This window comes from Asticcacaulis sp. DW145 (assembly GCF_037101385.1).
GTDB lineage: Bacteria > Pseudomonadota > Alphaproteobacteria > Caulobacterales > Caulobacteraceae > Asticcacaulis > Asticcacaulis currens.
Genome location: NZ_AP029024.1, coordinates 1,472,709 through 1,497,720, shown reverse-complemented (window position 1 = coordinate 1,497,720; position 25,012 = coordinate 1,472,709). Strand labels below are relative to the sequence as shown.

The 25,012-nt window shown below is 61.2% G+C and carries 17 protein-coding genes and 1 tRNA gene; 10 read left to right on the top strand and 8 right to left on the bottom strand.

All coding sequences use genetic code 11. The features are described from left to right. Window positions 1–5 precede the first annotated feature (5 nt). Both xth and AACH73_RS06860 read right to left on the bottom strand, forming a co-directional pair. Window positions 6–797 (bottom strand): exodeoxyribonuclease III, encoded by a 792-nt coding sequence (gene xth, locus AACH73_RS06865; RefSeq protein ID WP_272742208.1) that lies wholly within the window; start codon window positions 795–797, stop codon window positions 6–8. A 179-nt stretch (window positions 798–976) separates the two neighbouring features. After that, window positions 977–2,914, bottom strand: coding sequence for a patatin-like phospholipase family protein (locus tag AACH73_RS06860; protein WP_338734412.1), 1,938 nt, complete (start codon window positions 2,912–2,914; stop codon window positions 977–979). Window positions 2,915–3,059: 145 nt separating this feature from the next. On the opposite strand from AACH73_RS06860, the gene AACH73_RS06855 reads away from it, so the two are divergent. Beyond that, a complete protein-coding gene (locus AACH73_RS06855) occupies window positions 3,060–3,458 on the top strand; it encodes a DUF1489 domain-containing protein (RefSeq protein WP_272742206.1) in 399 nt (132 codons plus the stop codon). Window positions 3,459–3,470: 12 nt separating this feature from the next. On the opposite strand, the gene panC is transcribed toward AACH73_RS06855, so the two are convergent. Further along, the gene (panC, locus tag AACH73_RS06850; RefSeq protein ID WP_272742205.1) at window positions 3,471–4,331 is read right to left on the bottom strand and encodes a pantoate--beta-alanine ligase; all 861 of its coding nucleotides are present in this window, start codon (window positions 4,329–4,331) and stop codon (window positions 3,471–3,473) included. A gap of 57 nt (window positions 4,332–4,388) precedes the next feature. Between panC and AACH73_RS06845 the strand changes: the two genes are divergently transcribed. Next, window positions 4,389–5,129: an SPOR domain-containing protein gene (locus AACH73_RS06845; RefSeq protein WP_338734410.1), complete on the top strand. Its 741-nt coding sequence runs from the start codon at window positions 4,389–4,391 to the stop codon at window positions 5,127–5,129. Window positions 5,130–5,191: 62 nt separating this feature from the next. After that, entirely contained in the window at window positions 5,192–6,826 is a 1,635-nt protein-coding gene (locus AACH73_RS06840) for a phosphatidylglycerol lysyltransferase domain-containing protein (RefSeq protein WP_338734408.1), read from the top strand. On the opposite strand, the gene sfsA is transcribed toward AACH73_RS06840, so the two are convergent. Beyond that, complete coding sequence (gene sfsA / locus AACH73_RS06835) at window positions 6,823–7,527, bottom strand: DNA/RNA nuclease SfsA (RefSeq protein WP_272742202.1); 705 nt, start codon at window positions 7,525–7,527, stop codon at window positions 6,823–6,825. The genes AACH73_RS06840 and sfsA overlap by 4 nt on opposite strands. Before the next feature lie 151 nt (window positions 7,528–7,678). Here sfsA and AACH73_RS06830 point away from each other — a divergent pair, with 151 nt between their 5' ends. From AACH73_RS06830 to AACH73_RS06820, 3 genes are all read left to right on the top strand, one after another. Then, a complete protein-coding gene (locus AACH73_RS06830; RefSeq protein ID WP_272742201.1) occupies window positions 7,679–8,482 on the top strand; it encodes a molybdopterin-binding protein in 804 nt (267 codons plus the stop codon). A 2-nt stretch (window positions 8,483–8,484) separates the two neighbouring features. Beyond that, on the top strand, window positions 8,485–9,930 hold the full coding sequence (locus tag AACH73_RS06825; protein ID WP_338734407.1) for a M20/M25/M40 family metallo-hydrolase: 1,446 nt from the start codon (window positions 8,485–8,487) through the stop codon (window positions 9,928–9,930). An 80-nt stretch (window positions 9,931–10,010) separates the two neighbouring features. Then, a tRNA-Leu gene (locus AACH73_RS06820) sits at window positions 10,011–10,095 on the top strand. Window positions 10,096–10,149: 54 nt separating this feature from the next. Here the strand turns inward: AACH73_RS06820 and AACH73_RS06815 are convergent. Together AACH73_RS06815 and AACH73_RS06810 are read right to left on the bottom strand one after the other, a co-directional pair. Continuing rightward, the gene (locus tag AACH73_RS06815) at window positions 10,150–10,689 is read right to left on the bottom strand and encodes a phasin family protein (RefSeq protein ID WP_338734406.1); all 540 of its coding nucleotides are present in this window, start codon (window positions 10,687–10,689) and stop codon (window positions 10,150–10,152) included. A gap of 154 nt (window positions 10,690–10,843) precedes the next feature. Then, window positions 10,844–11,467 carry a TetR/AcrR family transcriptional regulator gene (locus tag AACH73_RS06810; RefSeq protein WP_272742198.1) on the bottom strand — a complete coding sequence of 208 codons (624 nt, stop codon included), beginning with the start codon at window positions 11,465–11,467 and terminating at the stop codon, window positions 10,844–10,846. A gap of 209 nt (window positions 11,468–11,676) precedes the next feature. Here AACH73_RS06810 and AACH73_RS06805 point away from each other — a divergent pair, with 209 nt between their 5' ends. The 3 genes from AACH73_RS06805 (at window position 11,677) to AACH73_RS06795 (ending at window position 16,017) form a co-directional block, all read left to right on the top strand. Next, window positions 11,677–13,032 (top strand): efflux transporter outer membrane subunit, encoded by a 1,356-nt coding sequence (locus tag AACH73_RS06805; protein WP_338734405.1) that lies wholly within the window; start codon window positions 11,677–11,679, stop codon window positions 13,030–13,032. Between the two features lie 29 nt (window positions 13,033–13,061). Continuing rightward, window positions 13,062–14,207: an HlyD family efflux transporter periplasmic adaptor subunit gene (locus AACH73_RS06800; protein WP_338734404.1), complete on the top strand. Its 1,146-nt coding sequence runs from the start codon at window positions 13,062–13,064 to the stop codon at window positions 14,205–14,207. A 235-nt stretch (window positions 14,208–14,442) separates the two neighbouring features. Beyond that, complete coding sequence (locus AACH73_RS06795; RefSeq protein ID WP_338734403.1) at window positions 14,443–16,017, top strand: DHA2 family efflux MFS transporter permease subunit; 1,575 nt, start codon at window positions 14,443–14,445, stop codon at window positions 16,015–16,017. Between the two features lie 688 nt (window positions 16,018–16,705). Here AACH73_RS06795 and AACH73_RS06790 read toward each other — a convergent pair. After that, complete coding sequence (locus tag AACH73_RS06790; protein ID WP_338734402.1) at window positions 16,706–20,488, bottom strand: TonB-dependent receptor; 3,783 nt, start codon at window positions 20,486–20,488, stop codon at window positions 16,706–16,708. A 442-nt stretch (window positions 20,489–20,930) separates the two neighbouring features. Here AACH73_RS06790 and AACH73_RS06785 point away from each other — a divergent pair, with 442 nt between their 5' ends. After that, window positions 20,931–24,257, top strand: coding sequence for a PAS-domain containing protein (locus AACH73_RS06785; protein WP_338734401.1), 3,327 nt, complete (start codon window positions 20,931–20,933; stop codon window positions 24,255–24,257). Here AACH73_RS06785 and AACH73_RS06780 read toward each other — a convergent pair. Further along, window positions 24,254–24,901 carry a response regulator transcription factor gene (locus AACH73_RS06780; RefSeq protein WP_338734398.1) on the bottom strand — a complete coding sequence of 216 codons (648 nt, stop codon included), beginning with the start codon at window positions 24,899–24,901 and terminating at the stop codon, window positions 24,254–24,256. The two genes, AACH73_RS06785 and AACH73_RS06780, sit on opposite strands and share 4 nt — an antisense overlap. Between the last annotated feature and the right edge of the window lie 111 nt (window positions 24,902–25,012).

Sequence of the window (25,012 nt, the reverse complement as noted above, 5' to 3'; positions counted from 1 at the left end):
GCCTGCTAAACGTCCAGTTCCACGCCTACCGGGACGTGGTCCGACGGTTTGGCCTCATTGTGGGTGCGACCGCGGGCGTGCTTGTGGATTTCAAAGCCTTTGAGGCGGTCGGCGGCCTGCGGCGACAGCAGGTGGTGGTCGATGCGGATGCCCTCATTTTTCTGCCACGCCCCGGCCTGATAGTCCCAGAAGGTGTAGCGGTTGCCTTCAGGCGGCAGCAGGTCGCAGGCATCGCTGTAGCCGAGATTTTTCAATGATTGATAGGCGGCGCGCGTCTCCGGCTGATAAAGCGCGTCATCCAGCCATGCCGATTCGCGGTAAAGGTCAGCCTTGGTCGGGATCGTGTTGAAATCGCCCGATAAAATACTGATCTCTTCAAAGGCCAGTATTTCTTTCGCGCGCGCCTGCAAGCGCTTGTACCAGCGGTGTTTATAGGGGTATTTGTCGGTGCCGATCGGGTTGCCATTGGGTAGGTAGATCGAGGTGACGCGCACCGGCACCGGGCCATCGACCACGGCTTCGATATAGCGCGACTGCTCGTCCTCTGGCTCGCCCGGCAGGCCGCGCACCACATCTATCAAGGGGTGCTTGGACAGCAGGGCCACCCCGTTCCACGTCTTTTGCCCATGCACAGCGGCATTGTAGCCCAGCCGTTCAAAGGCCTCATAAGGGAACTTTTCATCGAGGCATTTCAGTTCCTGAAGGGCACAGACATCGGGCTGCGTCTCCTCGAACCACTCCAGGATCAGGGGCAGGCGCGCATTGACCGAATTGACGTTGTAGGTGAAGATTTTCATGCCGGACCCTGATGGTACCAACGGCCGAAGATGCTGAGCGCATCCGGCCGTTGAAGAAGCGATAATTTCCCATATGTATCAGCAATATGAGAAATTCTCGAATGGAATACCAAGAGTCATTTTCAATGACTCTTGGTATGAGTTATTGAACGCTTCCTACCCCGCTTTGCCGCGCGCCGCTACAGTTTGGGCTGTGGTTTTTTCGGCCCCTTGAGGAAACGCGGCAGGGTCACGCCCTGCGGTTTCAGAGTGTATTTCAGCTTATCGGGCCTTGGCGGGGTCAGAAAGCTGTCGTCCGGCGTGAAGGCCGGAATATTGGGGTGCAGGCTGATGCCCAGCTTGCGAAGCTGTGTCACCGGGTGCTCAAGCTGGGCCAGGCTTTGCACGCTGGTCTGATAGCCGGACTCCACCGCCAGATCATAGGCGTGCCATTCGCGGATTTCGACGCCTTCGGGTTCGGGAATGATCAAAAGGTCGCAGGCCAGACGGCTCTGTTCCAGATCGGCCGCCGTGGTGATGGTGGCCGAACGCATCAGGATGGAGACGATCGGCGGCCCTTTGCGCCAGTCGCCTTTGAGGAACCAGGTCGGCAGGCTTTTGGGGACGTGGACGCTCTTGGGGTCGATGCCCTTGGCGCGCGTCACATCGACGCCGATGACCGTCCCCAGATGCGAATTGCGCATCATCAGGGCCGGGAAGGAGCGCATCACCGCCCCATCGACCAGCACCTGATCGTCTTCGACCACGGGCGGCATGACGCCCGGCAGGGAGATGGAGGCGCGCAGGGCCTGACGCAGGCGACCGGTCTTGTGCACCTTGATGGTACCGGAGGTCAGATTGGACGACAGGCAGAAGAAGGGCAGGGGCAGGTCTTCGATCAGCACATCGCCAAAATGCTGCTCCAGCCGCTGATCGACCTTGCGCCCGCCGGTCAGGGCGACAAACGGGAAGGTGACGTCATCCAGTGGCGAGGAGACGACAAAGGCCTCACGGATGTGGGCGTCGATTTCGGCGTCGGACCAGTCGAGCGCCACGCAACCGCCGATGATCGCCCCCATGGACGAGCCGCAGATAAAGTCGATGGGGATATGGGCTTCGCGCAGGGCCTGCACCGCGCCGATGTGCGAAAAGGCGCGCGCCCCGCCGCCGGAAAACACCACGCCGATGGAATGGCCGGTGACGATGCGGGCGATGCGCGCCGCGTCGGGCAGCGAGTGTTCGCCGACGTGGAACCAGCGCGCCGGTTTGAAGGCGTCGAGCCAGTCGCGCGTATGGGCTATCACCTTACGCCCGTCGGCCTCCTGCGCCTGAATGAGGATCAGATCGGGCGCGCGTTGCAGGCCCAGCGGATCGAGCAGTTGCGAGTCTTCGAGGTTCAGCGTGCTGGCCGGCAGGCGCGCCGGGTCGCTGTGGTGGCGCTGCGAATGGTGGCGGGCGTCGGCGATCCAGAAGGTGTGATCGACCTGACGCGAACTGAGCAGCCGCCAGTGGCTTTCCGGCTTTTCGGCAACGTGCAGCACGTAGTCGTTGTGCGCCTCGGCCTCGGCAAAAATATCGGCCCCGGTGCCGTGGTGATCCTTGTCGAGCACGGCGACGCGATAACCCAACGCGCGTACCTGTTCGGCGATGCGTTCGACCAGCGGGCGGATGACAATGTCATTGAGCGCAAAAAAGGCGAAGACATTCGGGGTGTTGTGGCGGCGGCCTTCGCGCGGCGTGCCGGAGCGGGCGCGTTCGATCATCTGCTTCGACAGGGCCAGCAGGACGTCCGGCGCGGCTTCGATGGCCTTGAGGAAGTCGGCCTTGGGCAGGACCATCAGCTCGCAGTCGCGCAGGGCAATGACGGTCGAGGTGTGCGGCGTGTCGGCGATCAGCGACATTTCGCCCACCGGCTCGCCCGGCTTGATCACCCCGATCAGGTGCAGCCCCTGATGATCGTCGTCGTGGCGAAACACGCCCATGCGGCCGCTGCGCAGCAGGTAGAGGTGATCGGACTCGTCCCCGGCGCTGAACAGGCGTGTGCCGCCGGTCAGGGTGATCCAGCTGGCGGCCTTCAATCCTGTCGGTGTGTTGAACAGTCGGGCGAGGGCGGCTTCGAGAGAGGTGTCTTCCGCCATGCGGGTGGCCTTGAATTATGAGTCTCTTGCCCATAGATAGCCCCGGCGGGCGCTGTTGCCAATGTGGTTAAAAAGCTGAGCGCATTCCAAAAAGTGTGCAGCGGTTTTTGGACTCAAATGCGCGATCAATAATGAGGCCAAGCCTATGAGCGTTAATCTGGTCAAGCTGTGTGTAGGGGCCGATACGGTTGATGATTTGCGGCGCTGGGAGCAGGGGCACAGGACCCGCACTATCCACACGCGCCAGACGCCCAAACGCGCCGAAGAACTGCTCGATGGCGGGTCGCTCTACTGGGTGATCAAGGGCGTCATTCTGGTGCGGCGGCCGATCGTGGCCATCGACACGGTTGAGGGCGACCTGCCACAATGCCTGATCACGGTTTCGACCGAACACATTCTGACCGAGCCGCAGCCGCGCCGTCCGTTTCAGGGCTGGCGCTATCTGGAGGTCAAGGATACGCCCCGCGACCTGCCGCAGGGGGCGGGAGGTGAGGCGCTTCCGGCGGACCTGATCGCCGCCCTTCGCGACGCCGGGGCGTGGTAGGTTCTTAAACCCTTATACCGCGATATTGTCGATCAGGCGGGTCTTGCCCAGCCACGCCGCCGCCAGAAGGCGCAGGTTTGGCGTCTGTGCGTCGGCCATAGCCAGCGTATCGGCGTCGCGCAGTTCCACATAGTCCACCGGGCCGAAACCGGCGGCCAGCAGGTTGGCCTTCGCCGCATCGAGCGCCTTTTCACGGTCGCCACCTGAACGCACCGCTTCAGCCACGGCGTTCAGTTCGACGATCAGGCGCGCCGCCGTCTGGCGCTCATCGGTGCTGAGATAGGCGTTGCGCGACGACAGGGCCAGACCGTCGGCTTCGCGCACGGTTGGCATCCCGACGACATTCACCGGCAGATCGAGATCGCGCACAAAGGTCTTTACGACCTGAAGCTGCTGGTAATCTTTTTCGCCAAAGACGGCGACGTCGGGTTGCACCTGATTGAACAGTTTCATGACCACGGTGGCCACGCCGTCGAAAAACTGCGGGCGGAAGGTGCCTTCCAGTTCGCGCGCCGGGCCTTCGACGTGCACGCTTGAGGCAAAGACGGCGGGGTACATCAGATCAACGCTCGGCAGATAGAGCAGGTCCGCCCCGACGCTTTCCAGAAGCTGCGCGTCCTTGTCCTCGGTGCGCGGATAGCGGTCGAAATCCTCATGCGGCGCAAACTGTTTGGGGTTTACGAAGACCGACACCACCACCACGTCGCTCAAGGTTTTGGCGTGCCGCACCAGCGCCAGATGCCCTTCGTGCAGGGCGCCCATGGTCGGCACAAAGCCGATACGCAGCCCCTTGTGGCGAAAGCCGGAAACCGCGGCGCGCAGGGCGCTCAGGTCGCGGACGCGGAGCAGGGGGGAGGCAACGGAAGCGGGCATGGGGCATTAACCAAAATTACTAACGACGATTTAAACGGCTTGTGAGAGGATGGTCCTATGCGCTCTCTCTTTTCCGTTTCAAGACTGGCTCTGCTGACCGTCGTCTGCCTGGCGGCCGGGCTGTCGGGGTGCGATAGGCCTAAGGGCGACGGCAAGTATTTCCAGCGGATGGCCGCGCGTTTAGCGGAAATCGACATCGAAGGAAAGGGTGACCAAGCGTCATCCGCTTCGGAGTCGGCTTCTTCGGCCAAGCGGGACGAACCGATTCAACTGGCTTTTGAGACGGCCAAGGAACTGACCACGGGCAAGGACGGCTTGCTGGCCGCCGTGCCGAAGGACGCCGCCGGTAATCTGATCCGTGTGGTCAATCCGCTGGATATGGACCGCCCGGACGCCGCCACGCCGCTTGATACGGGCGTTACGGCTTCTGCGACCACGACATTGGCCCAGACGCAGACCCCGACAGAGCTGCCGGTAAAGACGGTGCCTGAAAAAGGCGCGAAAGCCCTGGTGCTCAAAACCGCGGCTAAGCCCACCGATAACGGTATCGGGCAAATGGTCCGCAGCGTTCAGGTGGGGTCGTTCAGCTCGCGCGCTGTGGCCGAAGCGGCGTGGCACGACCTGCGCGCCAAACATCCCGGTCTTGATAATTTCAAGCCGATCCTGCAACCGGTCACCGCCGCTAACGGGCAGGCGCTGGTGCGCCTGCGCATCGGACCTGTGAACTCGCCCGAACAGGCCGAGCGTCTGTGCAGCCAGCTCGACATACAGGATGCCTGGTGTCGTAAGGCGGGATAGCGGCGTTCGCAATAACGCGAAAACGATTTTAGCGAATCCCCGCGCCGTGTAAGGTTAGGCGCATGAAGCATCCCAAAGACATCAAAGCCCTCGTGCTTGACATGGCCGTGGTTGCCGTACCGAAGCTGATGGGCGTCCTGATGATGCTGGCTGGCGCCTTTTTGCTGGCCTCTGTTCTTTCCCCCATCGACCCGGAAGCCATGCCGTTCGTCCGTCAGTGGCTGCCGCTTGAGGTGGTGGAATTGTCGCACGTCGCCGGTGTGGCGACCGGCGTGTTGCTGCTGTTTGCGGCGCGCGGCCTGTGGGAGCGTCTGGATTCGGCGTGGTACATGGCGCTGGGTCTGCTGATCGCCGGGGCTATCCTGTCGATGACGCGGGAACTGGCCTTCGGTGTGGCGGAGGTGATGATCCTCTGTGCCCTGATGCTGTTGCCGTGCAAGCGGGCCTTTACGCGGCGGTCGCGCCTGATGAGCCTTACGCTCAAGCCGATCTGGCTGCTGGTGACCGCCACCGTGCTGATCCTTGTGGCCACGGCGGGATTCTACTTCTATGAGCGCACCCCCTATGCGCACGAGCTGTGGCAGCGCTTTGCCTATGAGGCCAGCGTCTCGCGCTTCCTGCGCGGTCTGGTGGTCATTGCCGTGACCGTGGCGCTGTTCGCCCTTTATCGTCTGTTCGGCTTGGCCCACGCCACGCCGGACCTGCCCGATGACGAGGATCTAGAAGACCTGCGCAGTGTGGTCGGACTGGCGCAGGACCCGCAGGCGTGGCTGGCCCTTACCGGCGACAAGCATATCCTGTGGAATGAGGCGCGCACCGCCTTTGCCATGTATGGCGTATCCGGCCGCAACTGGGTGGTGTTGTCGGCGCCGGTCGGCCCTGCCGAAGAGGTGGAAAAGCTGGGCTGGCGGCTGAAAGAGATGGCGGCCCTGGCCAATGCCAAGCTGTCCATCTATCGCGTGACGACGGAGTTCCTGCCTCTGGCCATTGATCTGGGCTTAAGGCCCTTCAAGATCGGCGAAGAGGCGCTGGTGCCCGTGCAGAGCTTCGATCTGGCCGGCAAGAAGGGCTACGGCTTCCGGCAGGTGTGGCGCAAGTTCGAACAGGCCGAGGCACAGTTCGAAGTGCTGCACCCGGAGGCGGTCGAAACCCATCTGCCGCGGCTGAAAGCCATTTCTGACGCCTGGCTGGAGGAAAAGAAGGGGAAGGAAAAGGGCTATTCTCTGGGCTATTTCGATCCCGACTATATCCGCCTGACGCCCATTGCGGTCATTCGTATCGGGGGCGAGATCATGGCCTTTGCCAATCTGTGGGCCGGTGAGGGGCGCACGGCCCTCAGTATCGACCTGATGCGTTATACGCCGGAAGCGCCTCCCAATATTATGGAGTATCTGTTCCTGCGGCTGATCTTTTACGCCCGCGACGAAGGCTATCAATGGTTCAGTCTGGGTATGGCCCCGCTGGGCGGGCTGGAGGCACGGCCTTTGAGCCCCATGTGGAACAAGATCGCCGCCCTGATCTACGCCTATGGCGGCGAGATGTACAATTTCGACGGTTTGCGGGCCTATAAGGAAAAATTCAAGCCCGTGTGGAAGCCGATCTACTTCGCCGTTTCCGGCAATGAAACGGCCCTGATGCCGGCGCTTCTGGCGGTGGTGCAACTGGGTGGGCGCGTCGATAAGGGCAAAGAGGCCTAAGCCTCTATCTCCAGCGCATGGCTGTGGGTAATGCCCTCGGGCGTGACGCGAAAGGCGTGGGCCAGAAATTCGACCCCGGCCTCACGCGCGGCCGCGTAGGCCCGGCCGAACGCCGGGTCGAGATCGCGCGCCACATCAAAACGAAACACATCGTCGCGCTGTACGCAAAAGACCACAACGGCGCGTTCGCCTGCCGCCACGCGCCCGATCAGTTCCATCAGATGCCTGGTCCCGCGTTCGGTCACGCTGTCGGGAAATTCCGCCAGTCCGGGGGTGCGGCTATAGTGGACGTTCTTGATTTCAACCCAGGCATCCGGTTGCTGCGCGTGCCCCTGCAACAGCCAGTCGATGCGCGAATTCTGCCCGTAGCGGACCTCCGGGCGCTGGCAGGCATAGCCGCGCAGTTCCGGCACTTTTGCGTCCCGGATCAACGCCCCGATCAGGCGGTTGGGCCATTGGGTATTCACCCCGACCCAGGTCTTGCCTTCGCGCAGGGCCTCCAGCCGCCAGCGCAGTGTCTTTGCGGGGTCGGTTATTTCGCTCAAAAGCGCAGGCGTGCCGGGTGTCAGCAGCCCCAGCATCTTGCCGGGATTGGGACAATGGCTTACGACAGTTGCACCGGTATCCAGTTCGACATCGGCGAAGAATCGTTTGTATCTCGTTACCAGACGGCCTTGGTTTAGTCTGTGCGCGAATGGCATGAGCGGTTCCGGGGGCTAGAGCGAAATGACTTAAGGTGGAAACGCCATTTCGCTCTATATTTTTGTTTTGTCGCGATGTTTTTGCGGAGAACCGCTCACACTTTTCCGCACATCGCTCTAATGTTCAGGGTCGTGATAAGGAGCCTGCGTCATGACGGTCAATACAGAAAATCCCACCGCCGCTGTGGTCATCATCGGTGATGAAATCCTGTCGGGCCGTACGCAGGACACCAATGTCAATACGCTGGCCAAATTCCTCGGTTCGCTGGGCATCGACCTGATCGAGGTGCGCATGATCCACGACGATGCGCCGCAGATCGTGCGCACGCTTAACGAACTGCGCAGCGCCGTCGATTACGTCTTTACCACCGGCGGCATCGGGCCGACGCATGACGACATCACTGCCGACTGTGTGGCACAGGCTTTTGGCGTAACGATTGCCGAGCGCGAGGACGCGCTGAAAATCCTGCTGGACCGCTATGGGGGCGACGCGCGCCTGCTCAATCCCAACAGCCGCCGCATGGCGCGTATTCCGGAGGGAGCGTCGCTGATCCTTAATCCGGTGTCCGGTGCGCCGGGCTTTCAGATCGAAAACGTCTTCGTCATGGCGGGCGTACCGCGCATCATGGCCGGAATGCTCAATGACGTGGCTCCGCGCCTGCGTCAGGGGCAGCAGGTCAAGGCGCGCACGGTGAAGGCGACCTTTGTACCCGAAAGTCTGGCGGCCGACATTCTGACGGCGCTGGACAAGAAATATGCCGATCTGTCGCTGGGCTCCTATCCCTTCGGCATCTTCCCGGAAGAGTTCGGTACACAGCTCGTCATCCGCGGGCGCAACCGCGAAGCCCTCGATGAGGCTTTTCAGGCCTTGCTCGACGGCCTGCCCGCCGTGGTCGAAAAAGCCCGCGAACGCTTCCCCGACGCCCGTTTTGAAGAAATCGTCACTCAGGATTGATCATGAAACTCAAGGCCCTTCTTCTTATATCCGCCGCATTGGGCTGTGTTGCCGTGCCCGCGCTGGCCAAACCGAAGGCCGCTCCGGTCAAGACGGTTGCCGCGCCTGAGGCCGTCGAAGTCACGGCCGCGCGCCTGCGTGACGCGGCGCTGACGTCGGACGTAGCCTATGGCTTTGTCTCTGACCTGACCACGCGCGTCGGCGCGCGTCCGGCGGGGTCCGAGGCGGAAAAGCGCGCGGCCTACTGGGCGGCCGAGGAATTGAAACGCCTGGGCTTTGCCAATGTGAAGGTCGAAAGTTTCCCGCTCAGCCTGTGGGTGCGCGGCCCCGAAAGCATCGAGATCACCGCCCCGTTCCCGCAGGCGCTGGTCGGTACTGCACTGGGACAATCGGCCGCCGGTGAGGCGGAGGCGGAGGCCGTGCTGTTCGACACCTGGCAGGAGTTTCTCGACTCCAAGGCCGACGTGACCGGCAAGATCGTCGTTCTGCTTCAGCCGATGGCGCGGGCCTCGAACGGATCGGGCTATGGCCGTCTGTCGGGCACCATTCGCGGGCGCGGGCCTCTGGAGGCCAAAAAGCGCGGCGCGGTCGGTTTCGTCATGCGTTCGGTCGGCACCGATACCCACCGCTTCCCGCATACCGGCACCACGGCGTGGCAAGGGGAGGGCGGCCTCCCGTCGATTGCGCTCAGCGTGCCGGATGCCGAGGCGATCAGCCGCATCAAGCGCTTGCAGGCCGAAGGCAAGGCAGGTCCGCTGCGTCTGAAGATGAAGACGGGTGGCAGCTTTCCCGGCGTGGGGGAGTCGCACAATGTGGTCGCTGATCTGATCGGCAGTGAACATCCGGAAGAGGTCATCGTCGTGGGCGGCCACCTCGATAGCTGGGATCTGGGCACCGGGGCCATCGACGACGGTGCGGGCATGGCGATCACCATGGGCGCCGTCAAGGCGATGATGGATCAGGGGCTCAAACCCAAGCGCACGATCCGCGTGGTGTTCTGGGGCTCCGAAGAGGTCAATCAGCCCGGCGGCAATCATTCGGCCGGCGGTGCGGCCTTCGCCAAGGCGCGGGAAGGCGAACTGGCCCAATATGTGGTGGCGGGCGAGTCCGATTTTGGCGCGGATAAGGTCTATGCCATCTCGCTGCCGGAGACGGACGACAAAACCTTTGCCGTTAAGGTCGCCAATGTGCTGGCCCCGCTGAGCATCTATGTCGATGCGACGGCCAAACCCGGCGGCGGGGCGGATACGGCACCGCTCCACGAAGCCGGCGTGCCGGCTATCGACCTGAAGCAGGACGGCTATGATTATTTCGATGTCCACCACACGGCAGACGATGTGCTGAATCGCATTGACCCGGCGCAAATGCAGCAGAATGTGGCGGCCTGGGCGGCGACCCTGTGGCTGATCGCAAATACGGATGTGACGTTTAAGGCCCCGGCGAAATAGCCAGAGCCCAACAGCGGTCATAAAACGGGCGGAAAACCGTTTACAGTTTTCCGCCCGTTGCTATAAGGGCCGACCGGTTTGCGGGCATGGCGGAATCGGTAGACGCAACGGACTTAAAATCCGTCGGAGCAATCCATGCCGGTTCGAGTCCGGCTGCCCGTACCATTTTTCCACGCACATTCACGCTCGCCGCTCAGCGGAGCGGCTAAGGCTGAAATATCAGGCGGCGACCATGCCGCGTTGCGACTTCACCGCCTGTTCGGCGATAGGCTGCAGGATGCGACCCAGGCCATCGACGTAGAGGCCATAAAGGCGCGCAAAGCCGCCCATATCATCCTGAAGCGTCTCAACCGTAGCGGTCTGAAGATTGACCATATCCTGTACGGAACGCACGCCCATGGCCTGACGCGACAGGCGGTCATAGTGCGAAATCGACTGATTGCCGAGTTCAGTCATGGCCTGATTGAGTTCTGACATCAGGTCGGCCGTCTGATGACCGGCGGTGACGCAGGCCTTCAAGGCTTCGCTGCCCATTTCGACGCTGCGCTGGCTGAGGCGCTGGGTTTCGGCCTGCGTGCGGTTCAGGGCGTCCTGACCGATTGCCATGCCGCGTTCCGTGGACTCCTTCACGGCGTCGTGTGTGCGGTGCAAGGCCTCGGAGGCCGCAGAGGTGGCGGTCTGCGCCGCACCGCTCAGGGTGTCGGCAGCCTTTTCGACGGGTTTTTCAGGCCAGTTTTGCGGCGTTTTCAGCGGGTCCATAGTCGAATCCTTTCAGTCGGCTACGTGCAGGCATAGCCAGAGGGGAGAAGGGCAGGGTGAGGCCGGGGAGGCGGCCTCTGTATAGCCCTTTGTCCGTAAGGATGTTGCGGTGCTTCCCGCAAAGCCGGGTAAGGATTGCCTAAGGCGTATCCGGTCAGGCGCGTCGGCCGTAGGCGGCATAGAAGGCAGCGAGGGCGGCTTCGACTTCGGCTTCGATTTCGACCTCGTCCGGTTCGGGGAGGTAGTTGAGGAAACGCGCCTTTTGATAGCGGCTCTGACACAGGGCGATAAACTGATGCGCCGCACGCAGGCTGTCTTCGATGACGAATTCGCCGGCGGCAGCGGCCTGAGCCAGGAAGTTGGCGACATTGCGCGCCCCGCGCAGCGGGCCGTTCTCATAAAAGGCCCTGCCAATGTCCGGCCAGCGTTCCGATACGGCCATGATGACCCGGTAATTGCGCATGGTCGAGTCGGACGTCACGATGCGCAGATACTGACGGGCCCAGCGGCGCAGGGCTTCGCGATACCCCCCGCCATCCACCTCAAACGAGTCGATCAGGCGCGCATGGATGGCACAGTGGCGATCCACAAAGGCTTCGAACAGTTCTTCCTTGTTTTTAAAGTAGTTATAAAGGGTGCCCTTCGACCCGCCCACGCGGGCGGCAATCGCCGACATGGAAGCCGCGTCAAACCCTTCTTCGAGGAAAATCCGACTGGCCACATCCAGTATGGCTTCGCGACGGGCGTCCTTGTCGGGACGGGATTTTAACTCTTGCATCTTACCCTCGGTGTGAGGCCCGTCCTGATTTCAATACGATCGGGCGCGTCACGTTTTTAATATGTGTCGCCGGTACATCAGCTTTTCGCAGTGCGGAAAAAATTACTGACCGTACCGTACGGTTCGATTGACAATATAGCGATCGCATCGTATATGCGCAACCTATAAATGACCGTACCGTACGGTTCGAAAAACTGAGGGCGTACCTGATGTTTGTATTGAAACGATCTTCGACGGTGTTGCTTCTTGGCGTTTCCGCTCTGGCGCTCAGCGCCTGTGCGGCCTTGCCGAAAAGCGAGCCCGTCTCTCCCGTGCCGACTGCCGCCGCTGTGCCTCAGGACATGCTGATCGGTCGCTGGTGGGAGACCTATAAGGACGCGCAACTGACCGATCTGGTCGAAACGGCTTTGCGCGACTCTCCCAATCTGACCGCCGCCGCCGGGCGGCTTCTGAAGGCCCGCGCGCTCGAAGATACCCAGAAGGCGACGCTTTATCCCACGGCGACGGCCCTTGGGGCCTCCCTGCAGATGGGCGGCAAAAATCCTGCAATCGATTCACTGACGCTCGGCGGGATCAATTTCGGCTGGGAGCTGGATTTCTGGGGCAAGAACCGCGCCGGGGTAAAGGCGGCGGTGTCGGCCGCCGAGGCCGCCCGCGCTGACGGACAGGAGGCCGTGCTGGTCCTTTCGACCTCTCTGGTCAGTGCCTGGTTTGAGCTGGGCCACATGTACAAAGACCTGGATGTTGCCGAACGCAATCTGGCCATCCGCACGGACACGCAGTCTCTGGTGTCGCAAAAGGTCGAGGGCGGTCTGCGCCCGCGCGCTGAGCTGGAACAGGCCCGCGCCAATGTCGCCAACAGCAAGGGCGAAGTGGCAGCGCTGAACGAACGCATCCTCATCCAGCGTCATCTGATTGCGGCTCTGGCCGGTCAGGCCCCGGCCTTCGGGGAGACCCTGCCGAGACCCGTCCTGCCCGATACGCACGATTTCAAAGCGCCGGCGCGTATTGATCTGGAGCTGGTTGCCCGTCGTCCGGACGTGGCGGCGGCGCGGGCGCGGGCGGAGCAGGCCGTGCACGGCACGCAGCGCGCCAAGGCGTCCTTCTATCCCAATGTCAACCTGATGGCCTTTGCGGGCAAGGTGTTCCTCAACGACCTGTCCGGGTCAGGCATGGACGCCATCAATGCCGGCCCGGTGATCAGCCTGCCCCTGTTCGAAGGCGGCAAGCTGCGCGCCAATCTGCGCGGCGCCGAAGCGGATCAGTCGGTGGCCCTGGCCAGCTATAATCAGGCCGTCATCAACGCCATGCAGGAGGTCGCCGATACCGGTGCCAGCCAGACGGCGCTGAGCGAGCGACTGAGCCTGTCCAACGAAGCCCTCGCCGCCAGCGAGGAGGCCTATCGCATGGCCCGTCTGCGCTACGAGGCGGGCTTGAGCGACTATGCCAGCCTGCTGGTCATCGAACAAAATCTCCTGTCGCAGCGGACCGCCAATACGGCCCTGCAAAGCCGCGCCCTGACCCTCGAAGTCGCCATGGTCAAGGCGCTTGGCGGTTCCTACTGATTTCCACGCTGAAGAAAAAGTGACGCACCATGTCCGATACTGAAAACACCCCGCCCGTTACGCCGGCTCAGACGTCCCCCGCCAAATCCAATGATCGCCGCCGTCAGCTTCTGACCGGTCTGGCCGCCGTTGTGGCCGTGGGCGTGCTGGGCTACGGCGCCTATTACATGTTTGTCGGCTCGCACTATGTTTCGACCGACAATGCCTATGTCGGGGCCGAAACGGCGCAGGTCAACGCGCTGGTCGCCGGGCCGGTGGCCCGCATCCTCGTCAAGGAAACCCAGACGGTGAAGGCCGGTGACGTGCTGCTGGTCATCGACGATGCCGATGCCAAGATCGCCGTGGAGTCCGCGCGTGCGGCTCTGGCCACCGCCGAACGCCGCGTGATGGGCTACTACGCCAACGACAAGGCGCTTGGGGGGCAGATGGGGGCCCGCGAAGCCGACATCGTGCGCGCCGATGCCGGAATCAAGGCCGCTGAGGCCGAGGTGAACCGCACCAAATTCGAGTTCGAGCGTCGCAAGAACCTCGCCACCAGCGGCGCCGTGTCTCAGGAAGAGGTCGTGGCGACCGAAAGCGCCTATGCCGCGGCCATAGCCAACCTCAATGCCGCCCGCGCCGCCCGTATTCAGGCGCAGGCTGCGCTGGCTTCGGCCGAAGGCAACCGTCAGACCAACGCCACCCTGATCGCGGGCGTCAAGCCGGACGAAAACCCGGAGATCATGGCGGCCCGTGCGCGTCTGGCTTCGGCGCAACTGGCGCTGGAACGCACCGTCGTGCGCGCCCCGATGGCCGGGGTTGTCACCCGCAAGTCGGTTCAGGTCGGCCAGCAGGTGCAGATGGGCTCGCCTCTGATGTCGGTGGTGCCGATTTCGCAGGCCTATGTCGATGCCAACTTCAAGGAAGTTCAGCTTAAAAAAGTCCAGCCGGGTCAGGAGGTTGAGCTGACCTCCGATCTTTATGGCGAGGGCGTCAAATACAAGGGCAAGGTCGTCGGCGTCTCCGGCGGTACGGGCTCGGCCTTTTCGCTGATCCCGGCGCAGAACGCTTCGGGCAACTGGATCAAGGTCGTGCAGCGTCTGCCGGTGCGCATCCAGATCGACGAAAAGGACCTTAAAGAGCATCCGCTGCGCGTCGGCCTGTCGATGAAGGCCAAAATCGACGTGTCGAAGTAATGGCTGAATAATACCAACGGCCGAAGATGCTGACCGCATCCGGCCGTTGGTATAAGGCCCCCTCCCACGGCTTTGCCGCCACCGCCCCTGCGCGCAGGGGCGTGTAAACGAGAGGGCATCACATCATACCTCCCCATTTTGGCTGCCGCCGAGGCTGGGGAGGGGGACCTCGGCCGCGTTAGCGGTCGGGGTGGTGGGAGCCTGGCTTCCACCACCCGTTCATGGAGCGCGCCTTATGGCCTCATCTTCTTCCTCTGCCGGACCCGCACCGCTGACCGGCGTGTCGCTGGCTCTGGCCGCCGTGGCGCTGGCGCTCGGTACCTTTATGCAGGTACTCGACTCGACTATCGCCAATGTCGCCTTGCCGACCATCGCCGGTAATCTCGGCGTCGCCTCCGATCAGGGGACGTGGGTTATCACCTCCTTCGCCGTCGCCAACGGTATCTCGGTGCCACTGACCGGCTGGCTGATGATGCGCTTTGGCGTGGTGCGCACCTTTGTCGTCTCGGTGGCCTTGTTTACGCTGGCCTCGTTCCTGTGCGGTATCGCGTGGAACCTGCCGTCGCTGATCCTGTTCCGCATCCTGCAAGGGGCGGTGTCCGGCCCGATGATTCCGGGCTCTCAGGCCCTGCTGATCATGATCTTCCCGCCCGATAAACGCTCCACCGCGCTGGGGGTGTGGTCGATGACCACCCTGGTCGCCCCGGTGCTAGGGCCCATTCTGGGCGGCTGGATCTCGGATAATTTCGCCTGGGAATGGATATTCCTGATCAATGTGCCGGTAGGGATCGCCTGTACGTGGATCTGCTGGCGCTTCATGCATAACCGCGAAACCCCAAGCGTGGCGCGTAAGCTAAATATGGTGTCCTTCTCGCTGCTGGTCTTCTGGGTCGGGACTCTGCAACTGGTGCTCGACACCGGTAAGGACGCCGACTGGTTCAACTCGGTCCATATCGTCATCCTGTCGCTGCTGGCCCTGATCGGGTTTGTGGCCTGGCTGATCTGGGAACTGAACGAAAAGAACCCGGTGGTCGATCTGTCGCTGTTCAAAAGCCGCAACTTCGCCTTTGGCGTAATCGCGCTCTGTGCGGCCTATGCCGTCTTCTTCGGCAATAACCTGCTTATGCCGCTGTGGCTGCAAACCAATATGGGTTATGTGGCGACGTGGGCGGGTCTGGCCGCCGCGCCATCGGGTGTGGTTGCCGTCTTCCTGACGCCGTTCGTCGCCAAGATTTCCAACCGTATCGACGCGCGCATCATGGCGACGATCTCACTGCTGTTGTTTGCCCTGTCCTTCTATATGCGCTCGCTCTATGCACCTGATATCGACTTTGGCCACCTGATCCTGCCGATGTTCGTGATGGGGGCGGCGATGAGCGCCTTCTTCACCTCGATGATCACCGTGTCGTTCCGCGATGTCGCCCCGCACCAGATGCCGGCCGCGTCGGGGTTGTCGAACTTTGCCCGCATCACGGCGGGCTCATTCGCCGCCTCTTTGACCACCACCTTGTGGGACAACTACGAAACCCACGCCCTGAATAACATCTCAGGGGCCATGGCGGGTGGTTCGGGCGGTGGTAATTCCGGCGGTGCCGGTGGCGTCGATCAGGTCATTAATCAGATGATGCAGATGGGCATGTCACAGGCGCAGGCCGTGGCCGCCATCACACGGCAAGTCAGTCAGCAGGCCTATCTGCTGGCGACGGTCGACATCTTCCGCATCTCGTCTATCATTATTGTGTGCCTTATCCCCCTGATCTGGCTCAGCCGAAAGGCCATGGCCAATGGGCAGGTCCACGCAGCGGACTGATCTTCATATAGGCTGAAAAAAAATAGAGCCGCCGGAAAGATTCGTCTGGCGGCTCATTTTTTTTGGGTTCACACAGCATGAGTTTTCTTCGGTGGGTGGAACTTCCATCGTATTTTGATCCCGTCGAACGAAGCGAAGTGAAACTGAGGGCGCGCAGGGGGGAGGCCGCGTGGCTTGAAACTGCGGGCCGATGAACAAGAACAAGCTACGAGGCATTACAGCCCATGGCGAGCCGTCCCGAAACCACAAATATATTGTGATCTTGGGGACCCGGCTAAAATTTTTCCGTTATGCGTTGAAGGGGGCCTCCTAATTGGGAAGGTCCCGCCTAGTGCTCGCCGACGAGCGCGTCTTTTTCTCGATTAACTAGAGAATGAGACGGTGGTCGAGTCATGTCCCATGGAATCAGAACCCGATCCAATGCGCCCTCTTGAACTGACGGTTATGTGTTAAATCAAATTACCGGTTAGATTTCCTAGAAGTGTCGTGACTGGTAACCTCCAGATATTGACCAGTTGAGCCCGCTAACGTGGGACGCTAATGCGCTCAGATCAATTGCATCCAGATCGAAATACTTACGAGATGGACTCTAGAATTGAGGTTCGTATACAGAGGATGACTTTCTGGAATAAAGAAACCCCCCACCGGTAACCCGATGGGGGGCTTGTTTTTATTGTCTCGAAAGTTCTTAGAACTTCGCGAACAACGAAACCTGGAAGGTACGGCCAATCGAGCTATAGATCGAGCCGACGCGCTCGTCGACGAAGCGAGTATTGGCCACGTTGTTAACATTCAGTCGAACTTCTGCCTTGTCCGTGATGTCGTACCCGAGGAACAGGTTGTAGATCGCATAGGCGTCGCGATTAAGGTAGGGGAATGCCTCAATCGTGTAGTCCACACCACCGTTTTTATAAACCGTCGAGCTAACGGTATTAATGTTCAGGCTGGTAGAGAACTTGTCACGGCTATAGCCAATCGTCGAGTTGGTCTGCCATTCCGGATAGTCCCAACCGCCAACGTAATCCTGCAGGTCGGCAGCCTGGCCAGAAGGGGTATAGCTGTATTCCAACGTGCGATAGGCGTTGCTGTTCAAGCTAAGACGGCCCCAGTTACCTTTTAGCCCGAATGTGTCCGCAATATCGAAGCGATATTGAACCACAATATTAACCGAGCGGACATTCTGCTTGGCCAGGTTCAGATATGTCGACTGCCAACCATCTTTGATGGTGAAATCAAGGCTGGTGTTCGGAGCGGGGTCGCTCAACTTGTTGTAACGAACGAATGAACCGCAGGTGTTCGTACCGTACGCTGCACTATTGTCAGGGTAAGACGGCGAGTCATAGCAGAAGTTTGCTAGGTCAGTGAGAGACACGCGGGTAAGCATGTCCTGAACCTGAATGTCGACGTAGTCTGCCGATATGCGCAAGTTCTTTACCCAACGAGGTGCAAGGATAAACCCAGCGGTCCAGCTTTTTGCGGTCTCCGGACGCAGGCCAGAGTTACCAAAGCGAGCGCCAAGAAGGCTAAGTGAGGCAGGAGCGTAGGTGTTGAGGAAACCATTGGCCTCCGTTTCGTTCGTCGCATAACCATATTTGATTAGGTCGGCGACACAGTTAGCTTTACGTGTCGTGGGGTTGGACGAGCTGTTGATGTTAGTCAGGGTACAGGGATCAGTAGGCGTGGTGAATGCTGGTTGTCCACCGAGGAACAGCTCCACACCATCCGGCTGGCGGATTGAGCGGGTCATGTTACCGCGGAACGAGATGTCCTTGACTGGCGAGAACGTGCCGGCCAACGAGAAAATCTGGGCCGTGTCCCCTTGATAACTTGGGGTAGTAAGCGCCCCTACACGACCTTCGACAGAACTCTGGCGGTAGTACTCGGGTGCGCTACCCTTCTGGCGAGACCAGCGTACCGAGGGGTTAATTTCAAGAGAACGCACAAAAGGAAGCGTGAAATCACCGCCAAACACAGGGATGTTTAGTTCCAGCCCAAGTTCCGTTGCCTCCGTCTCATAGTCGGTCCGGGCGATTGAAGCCGAACGCGTACGACCGAACTGCGAGATTTCATCGACGCGATACTTGTTCTCAGTGGTACGATGTTCTGCGGCAAGAGCGAAACCAACGGGGCCTCCAGGCGCCTGGAATATGTCCGTGGTTGCCGAGCCTTGCAGGAAGGTCTGGACATTCTCGAACGCATACGTCTGATCAGCAGTCACATAGGCTTTGGCTGCATCTGACATTTTGCCATAGCCAAACGGGTTCAGCGGCTGGCATTGGTCAATCATGTCTTGAGTGACCTTCGGTTGGAACGCGATTTTCGCCACGCGACCATCCGGCTGGATAACATCGACGAGATTCTTAGCAGTACCCGACAGCGTCTTACCAAGGTAGGAGCTCGGTGTCGTCTTAGCCCGGCACACAACGTCGTTACCAACTTTCACTACGTCAAGAGCCAGTTGATACTCAAGGTCTTTTATGCCCTTGAACTTAACGTCGCCGTCAGACTTCCCGTAGGTGTAAGACGCATCGAACTTCCAAGGATGTCCTGCCAGTTCAAAGTTTCCTTTGAGCCCTTGCGTGAAGTTAGAAGTGTTGGTTTTGCCGAAGAGCGGATTGTCACCAAGGATATCTTGGTTGGTGCGGCCAAAGACAAAGCTGCCGTTTGTCGCCACTGCGCCCGAAGCTGTCAAGACGGCCTTAGAGGCATCTGAAAGATACGGGTTGCTGATGTTCATAATCAGGCTGGACGACTCTTGAGCCGTTGAAGTGACCGAGTTGGCGGAAGCGGAGTTCCGGGGAAGGACCGTTTCCGTCCGTGACAAAATGTTTTGGGTGTAGAATGTCAGATCATCGTTGATCTTGTAGGTCGCAAAAAGGGACACGATATTACGTGTCTGCTCATTTTGAAGCAGATTGTAATAGCTGCTATCGAATCCGTTTTGAGCCGCACCGAACACGCCCGCCTGGGTCGGCGACAAGTTCGTAAACGAATAGTTCTCGGCCTCGCCGTTCGCGTTGAAGCGAACGGGCTTCGCTATGAACGGAAAGAGGTTGCTCGTTGCGGGATCAGTGTTTGCAATGCGAGGCATGCTCGGATTGAGCGTACCGATAATCATGTTGATATCGGTATTGGGGTTGGCCGCTAGGTATTCGCGCAAAGTCGGCAGCTTGCTTTGTAAGACATTGATTGCCAATGTATTTAGCTGAGCCGTGGTCAGGCCTGATGGCGGAGTGATCCCATAACGGGTGAAGACAGCGGCAGCTGTGACCCCAGGAGCAAGAGAGGTAGGCGCAAAATTCGGGAACGTCCCCGATGCAAAGGTGCCGTAAAGTCCATTTCCGGTCGGAATCCCCGGGACCAGTTGTGTTGCAGCTGAGAAGCTGAGCGGGGTGGTTCCCCAAACGCAAGTGCTAGTCCCAAAAGCGCCAGTGCCGGTTGCAACCGTGCTCCCGGGGCACGTCAGGCCTGCTGTGGTGTTGGTGCCAACAGTTGTGTTTGGAGAAAACACAATGCCCGACGGCCACACAGTCGAAGAACGACTGTTGTAAGCGTAGATGGTCGAGGGCAAACCATCATCCGCAGACCTCAGGAACGCCCCATTGTTCTGGCCCGTAACATCGATGATTGCATTAGCTGCGAAATTTGGATTGCGCTTGGAGCCATTGGCAAAGTTTGTAACGCCGACGGCAGTGTCGATAATCCACGGACGCGCATCTGCATACAATGCGTCTGTCTTATTGTACTCATATGCGATGGCGATGTTACCCTTGCCATCTGCGAAATTGCGCCCATGCAAGACGTTGAAGCTGTAACGACCTGCGTCGCCCTTTTCGGAGGCACGGTAGCTGACGCGGGCTTCAGTTCCCACGTATTTGTCTTTGATAATGTAGTTGATGACGCCGGCGATCGCGTCTGAACCGTACGCGGCAGCCCCGCCCACGGTCAGCGTATCGACGCGGTCAATCATCTGGGTTGGGATGCCGCTAAGATCGACTTGCGAACCCGCGTAGTTGCCAGAAACGAAGAGCGTGGCCGCATTAGAAGAGACGACGCGGCGACCGTTGACAAGGGTCAAGGTGCGTTGTGGCCCAAGCGCCAAAAGATCAGCGAAGGCCATCCCGAGGCTCGAGGTTTGACCGCCGTTGTTGCCGTAGGGGCTAGCACCGGAAGAGACCATCGGCTGGCTGAGGACGACATCGTACGCATTTGTAAAGCCGCGCTGAACGATTTCTTCCTTAGTGACTTGGATCCCTGGCACTGTGCCGTCAAATTGCGGGCGCTTGATGCGCGTCCCGGTAACGACGACTTCCTGAATGTCCTTGCTTGGTTCAGATGCGGTCGTCTTGGGGGCGGTGTCTTGGGCGTGAGCTACGCCACCGGTCAGGGCCGTAGCCAGAACGCCCGTCAGCACTGCACTGCAAAACGAGGTCGTACCCAACAGGCCAAGTCGCTTGGTTTCTTTTTTCACACTCTATCTCCGGGTTATCGGCTTTTTACTGCGCTGATGCCAGCCTTGACGGCTGTTGAAAGGGTATAACGCATCGGTGTCGCCCGGCCGTCAATCTCTTGCCACAAAATTGTCAATTACGAATGAAACCTGTTTCAATAAGGTCACACAGGCAACTATGACATTCAAAGTGGGTTGTTAGAACCTTCGGCAAAGCCTTTGTCTTTCACCCTTTCCCTGTCTTTACAGGGGTATTAGTTAAAAAAAGCCTCTGCACAGCTTAAGTTTGCTTCGCGCGAAATGTGGCGCAAAGGTGGTTAAAAGGCGGCATTGCTACTCAATGTGGTGTGAATTATATCGTTGATATGTGTTTTGCGGCGCACAATAGGCAGACCGTGCGTGAGGTGTTTGCCCTGTATCGCAAGCTGGTTTAGCGTGGTGGCGGTGTTAACGGCGGTCGCGGATGAACGGCTATATTCTTTTACTGGCAGCTGCGGCCTATGTGGCGGTATTGTTTGCCATCGGGGCCTGGGCCGAAGGGCGGGCGCGGCGTGAGGGCGGGCGTTCGCCGCTGAGACTCCCGGCCTACGCCCTGTCTTTGGGTGTCTATTGTACCAGCTGGACCTTCTTCGGGGCGGTTGGTTCGGCGGCCGGGGAGGGGTGGAGCTTCGTGCCCATCTATCTGGGGCCGATCCTGTTGTGGGTGTTTGCCGCCCCCTTTCTAACGCGCCTCATTGCCGCCGTGCGCGCAGAAGGGGCGACGTCGATTTCGGACTTTATCGGGGCGCGATTCGGCAAGAGCCGCGGCGTGCCGGCGCTGGTGACGCTGCTGGCCCTGTTCGGCACCATTCCCTACGTCGCTCTGCAATTGCGGTCTGTAGGCACCAGCTTTGCGGCGGTGGCGGGAGGTGAGCGTTTATGGCCCATGACCCTGACGGCGCTGGCTCTGGCTCTGTTTGCCATGCTGTTTGGCACGCGGCACTATGTGGCCTCCAGCCGGAATGAAGGCATATTCTACGTCATCGCCACCGAATCTCTGGTCAAGCTGGTGGCGCTGGTCGCCGTGGCCGGGTTTGCCATCCTCGCGATTATGAGCGCGCCGTCTGAGTTTCGTACCGCCGGCTGGGCCAGTTTTTCCGCCCGCTTTGCGCCGTCTCAGATCAATCTGGACTTTGGGGTCATGACACTTCTGTCGATGGCCGCTGTGGTGTGCCTGCCCCGTCAGTTTTACACCGCGGTCATCGGGGCCGACCGGCCGGAGGACGCGAAGAAGGCGCGCTGGCCGTTTGTGGGCTATCTGCTGGCGACGCTGGTCGTGGTGCCGCCCATTACGCTGGCCGGACTGACCCTGCTGGGGCCGCAGGTGCCGCACGACCTGTTCGTGCTCAACCTGCCCTATGCGGCCGGACTGGCCGGCCTGACCCTGCTGGCCTTTATCGGGGGCTTTGCGGCGGCGACGGGCATGGTTCTGGTTGAGACCATCGCCCTTTCGACCATGATTTCCAACGACCTGATCGCGCCCTTCCTGCTGCGTCACCGCAGCGCCTCGGCGGCGGCGGATTTCGGCAAGCTGATGCTGTGGGTGCGCCGCGCCTCGATCGCGGCGGTGATGGGGGCGGCCCTGACCTACGCCCTGTGGGTGCCGCCGGGGCAGCAACTGGCGGTCATTGGACAGATCGCCTTCGCCGCCATCGCGCAGTTTACGCCGGCCCTGCTTCTGGCCGTCAATGGCAAGGCGCGAGATGCCGCCGCCATTCAGGCCGGCTTGCTGGCCGGGCTGATCGTGTGGACCTATAGCCTGTTCTGGCCGACCATAGCCTCGCCGCAGTGGCTTGAAGGGGCGGCCCTGACGCTGTTCGATCCGCAGGGCCTGTTCGGCGTAAAGGCCCTATGGCCGGACCTCAATCCGCTGGTGCACGGGGTGGTGGCCTCGCTGGGGGCCAATGCCGCCGCCTGGGGTCTGGCCTCGGCTTTCGGGCGCACCCGCCCGGGCTTTGGTCTGCGCCTGACGCCCAGTGTGCGACAAGGCGCGGTCCACAGTCTGGGGCAGTTGACCACGCTCACGGCGCGATTTGCCGGGCCCGAAGCGGTCGCCGAAGCCTTTGGCCGCATACAGGACCACGCCCCCATCGACCGTGCCGCCGTGCGCCGGGCCGAGCGGCTGATCGCCGGGGTGGTCGGCGCGCCTTCGGCTCACGCCATCGTGTCGTCCGCTCTGTCCGGCACGGCGATCAGCGTCGATGAGGTGGCGCGTCTGCTCGACCGCTCGGGCCAGAGTTTGCAATTTTCACGCGGCCTTCTGGCGGCGACGCTGGAAAACATCGACCCCGGCGTCAGCGTGGTCGATCAGAACCTGCGGCTGGTGGCGTGGAACACGCGCTATCTGGAGCTGTTTCAGTACCCCCCTGAGCTTGTGCGTGTCGGCACGCCGGTGGCCGAGCTGATCCGCTTCAATGCCGAACGCGGCGAATGCGGGCCGGGCGAGGTCGAAAGCCACGTCGCCCGCCGACTGGACCACATGCGGCGCGGCACCCACCATGCTTTTCAGCGGCGGCGCAATGACGGGCGGGTGATCCGCACGGTCGGCGGCCCCATGCCCGGCGGCGGCTATGTCATGTGCTTTACCGATGTGACGGGCGAGGCCGACGCCCTGTTAGCGCTGGAAACGGCGCGGGCCGAACTGGAAAGCCGCGTAGAACGGCGGACGGCGGAGTTGCGTCTGGTCAATTCGGCTCTGGCGCGGGCGACCGAGGAAAAGACGCGCTTTCTGGCGGCGGCCAGCCATGATCTGCTGCAACCGCTGCACGCCGCGCGCCTGTTTACGGCGGCTCTGGCTGAGGAGACGCAAGGCGAGGCGCGGGCGCTGGTCGAGAATGTCGAACGCTCGATTGAGGCGGCGGATGCCCTGCTGAAATCCTTGCTCGATATCTCCAAGCTCGATGCCGGGGGCGTCACGCCGCGCCCGGTGCGCTTCGACTTGTCGGTTCTGGCGCGGGATCTGAGCCTGATCTTCACGCCCCTGGCGGCGGAAAAGGGGCTGAGCCTGCGCCTGATCGCGCCGTCGGTCTGGGTGGAGACCGACCGCACCCTGCTGCGTTCGATCCTGCAAAACTTCCTGTCCAATGCCGTGCGCTACACAAAAACCGGCGGCGTGTTTCTGGTGCTGCGGCCGCGCGCTGAGCAGGTGCGGATCGAGGTCTATGATACCGGCGTCGGCATAGCCGAGGCCGATCAGGACCGTATTTTCCGTGAATTTGAGCGGCTGGGCGTATCGGGTGAAGCCGGGGTCGGGTTGGGGCTCGCCATTGTTGAGCGCACGGCGCGCCTTCTGGGGCTGCGCGTGGAGGTTCGTTCGCGCCTGGGTCGCGGCAGCCGCTTTGCCGTGACCCTGCCGCGCGTTGCGGCGGTGGAGGCCGCGACGGCGGGACCGGTGGTGATTAACGCCCCGGCGCGGCGCGTGCTGATCGTCGATGATGAGCCGGCGGTGCGCGAAGCCATGTCCGCGCTTCTTACGCAGTGGGGGTGTGCCGTGCAGGCGGTGGATGACACGCAGGCGGCCCTCAGTCAGGCCGAAACCGCCGACTGCGCTCTGATCGACTATAATCTGAACGAGGGTCAGGACGGTCTGTCGCTGATCCGGCGCTTGCGCGGGCGTAATCCAGACCTGCGCGTCGCTCTGATTACTGCGGACCGCGACCCGGCGACCGAGGCGGCCGCCGAGGCGGCGGGCGTGCCTGTGTTTGCCAAACCCGCGGAGCCCAAAACCCTGCGGCAGTGGCTGGGGGTTTAACCCACTATCCCGATGCCCAGAGCGCGGGCGGCCAGCACGGCCTGAGTACGGTTTTGCACATCCAGCTTGCGCATGATGGCGGTCATGTGCGCCTTCACCGTGGCCTCAGAAATACTTAGGTCGTAGGCGATCTGCTTGTTGAGGCGTCCCGCCAGCACGCCCAGCAGGACGCGCAACTGCGTCGGGGTCAGGTCGGCGACCTTGGCAGCGACCGTATCGACCTCCGGGTCGGCGGGTGGCGTGTCGCTGACGCGGCCTTCCAGAGCGTCGCTGATGGCCTCCTGCATGCGCGGCAGGGGCTGATCCTTGCCGATAAAGCCCACCGCGCCGAAGCGCCGGGCTTCGCGCGCCGCCTTTTCGGCGTCGGCGGCGGAGACGACCAGCACGGGGACGTGCGGCACCTCGGCGTGCAGCAGAGCGACGCCGGAAAAGCCCTCGGCACCCGGCATACGCAGATCGAGCAGGACCAGTTTGAGGTTGGTGGCCTGACGCACGGCTTCCAGCGCCGCGTCCAGCGTACCGGCTTCGAGGATATGGGCGTCCGGGCGGACCTTGCGCGCCGCCAGTATCAGAGCCTGACGAAAGAGCGGGTGATCATCGGCGACCAGAATGGAGGGTGCCGAAACGGGAAGGGGGATACTCAAGACGAAACCTCCGGCCGCATTCTTTTTATTATTGAAAATGCTGGCGCACCCAATCTGTACCCTTGCCACTTACATGTCCAGACCCAAGTGCGGCTATGGGACGCATTCCGT

Excerpts from the sequence above, each read along its gene's own strand:
- xth (WP_272742208.1), bottom strand. The coding sequence starts at position 797 with ATGAAAATCTTCACCTACAACGTCAATTCGGTCAATGCGCGCCTGCCC.
- AACH73_RS06860 (WP_338734412.1), bottom strand. The coding sequence starts at position 2,914 with ATGGCGGAAGACACCTCTCTCGAAGCCGCCCTCGCCCGACTGTTCAAC.
- AACH73_RS06855 (WP_272742206.1), top strand. The coding sequence starts at position 3,060 with ATGAGCGTTAATCTGGTCAAGCTGTGTGTAGGGGCCGATACGGTTGAT.
- panC (WP_272742205.1), bottom strand. The coding sequence starts at position 4,331 with ATGCCCGCTTCCGTTGCCTCCCCCCTGCTCCGCGTCCGCGACCTGAGC.
- AACH73_RS06845 (WP_338734410.1), top strand. The coding sequence starts at position 4,389 with ATGCGCTCTCTCTTTTCCGTTTCAAGACTGGCTCTGCTGACCGTCGTC.
- AACH73_RS06840 (WP_338734408.1), top strand. The coding sequence starts at position 5,192 with ATGAAGCATCCCAAAGACATCAAAGCCCTCGTGCTTGACATGGCCGTG.
- sfsA (WP_272742202.1), bottom strand. The coding sequence starts at position 7,527 with ATGCCATTCGCGCACAGACTAAACCAAGGCCGTCTGGTAACGAGATAC.
- AACH73_RS06830 (WP_272742201.1), top strand. The coding sequence starts at position 7,679 with ATGACGGTCAATACAGAAAATCCCACCGCCGCTGTGGTCATCATCGGT.
- AACH73_RS06825 (WP_338734407.1), top strand. The coding sequence starts at position 8,485 with ATGAAACTCAAGGCCCTTCTTCTTATATCCGCCGCATTGGGCTGTGTT.
- AACH73_RS06815 (WP_338734406.1), bottom strand. The coding sequence starts at position 10,689 with ATGGACCCGCTGAAAACGCCGCAAAACTGGCCTGAAAAACCCGTCGAA.
- AACH73_RS06810 (WP_272742198.1), bottom strand. The coding sequence starts at position 11,467 with ATGCAAGAGTTAAAATCCCGTCCCGACAAGGACGCCCGTCGCGAAGCC.
- AACH73_RS06805 (WP_338734405.1), top strand. The coding sequence starts at position 11,677 with ATGTTTGTATTGAAACGATCTTCGACGGTGTTGCTTCTTGGCGTTTCC.
- AACH73_RS06800 (WP_338734404.1), top strand. The coding sequence starts at position 13,062 with ATGTCCGATACTGAAAACACCCCGCCCGTTACGCCGGCTCAGACGTCC.
- AACH73_RS06795 (WP_338734403.1), top strand. The coding sequence starts at position 14,443 with ATGGCCTCATCTTCTTCCTCTGCCGGACCCGCACCGCTGACCGGCGTG.
- AACH73_RS06785 (WP_338734401.1), top strand. The coding sequence starts at position 20,931 with ATGAACGGCTATATTCTTTTACTGGCAGCTGCGGCCTATGTGGCGGTA.